Raw genomic sequence first — 599 nt, forward strand, 5'->3', positions numbered from 1 at the left:
TTGTTTCCGATATTGCCCCATTCCTTATTGGTCATGGTGGCAAACGGAATTGGTGCTATGGAAGTATAAAGGTAAATCTCTATCATTCTTCCGTATAAAATAACGGTTATAATGATCGACAGAATCCGCATGGTAATACTGATCAGCAGCGTTTCCATGGATAACAAGAACAAATCCCCCAGTTCCATATCTTCCAGTGCATCCACAATCCTTGTGATTGCTTCCGATGCGTCCACTGCTGTGTTTCCGGAAATTACTCCGGCGGCATTGTTGACCACATGCTGGCCAACGTCAAAGACCGCCATCGTGATATTGAACGTATTCGTCACCAGATAAATGGCTACATACGCCTTAAAGATCCAGAGGAAAATGTTGTAAGTCTCAAATTCATGGAAATTGTTTTTCTGCGTTACCATCGTAATCAGTTCATAGCACAGGACAAATGTGATGATCAGTCCCGCAATGGGGACAATCACCGTTTGGGAAATGTTCTGGATCAGATTGAAGATTCCGGCATTCCATCCCTGCGGTGTCTGTCCCACCTGCCCGGCTATGGTTCCCACCTGCTCATTGACAGACGTGAACATGTTATCCAAACA

At 44.7% G+C, this 599-nt stretch carries 1 protein-coding gene; it reads right to left on the reverse strand.

Features of this window, described 5'->3' with window-relative positions:
- A partial coding sequence (locus WMO75_RS19745) for a VirB6/TrbL-like conjugal transfer protein, CD1112 family (RefSeq protein ID WP_349078885.1) occupies positions 1-599 on the reverse strand: 599 nt, incomplete at both ends.

Source organism: Blautia intestinihominis (genome assembly GCF_040096655.1).
Taxonomy (GTDB): Bacteria; Bacillota; Clostridia; order Lachnospirales; family Lachnospiraceae; genus Blautia_A; species Blautia_A intestinihominis.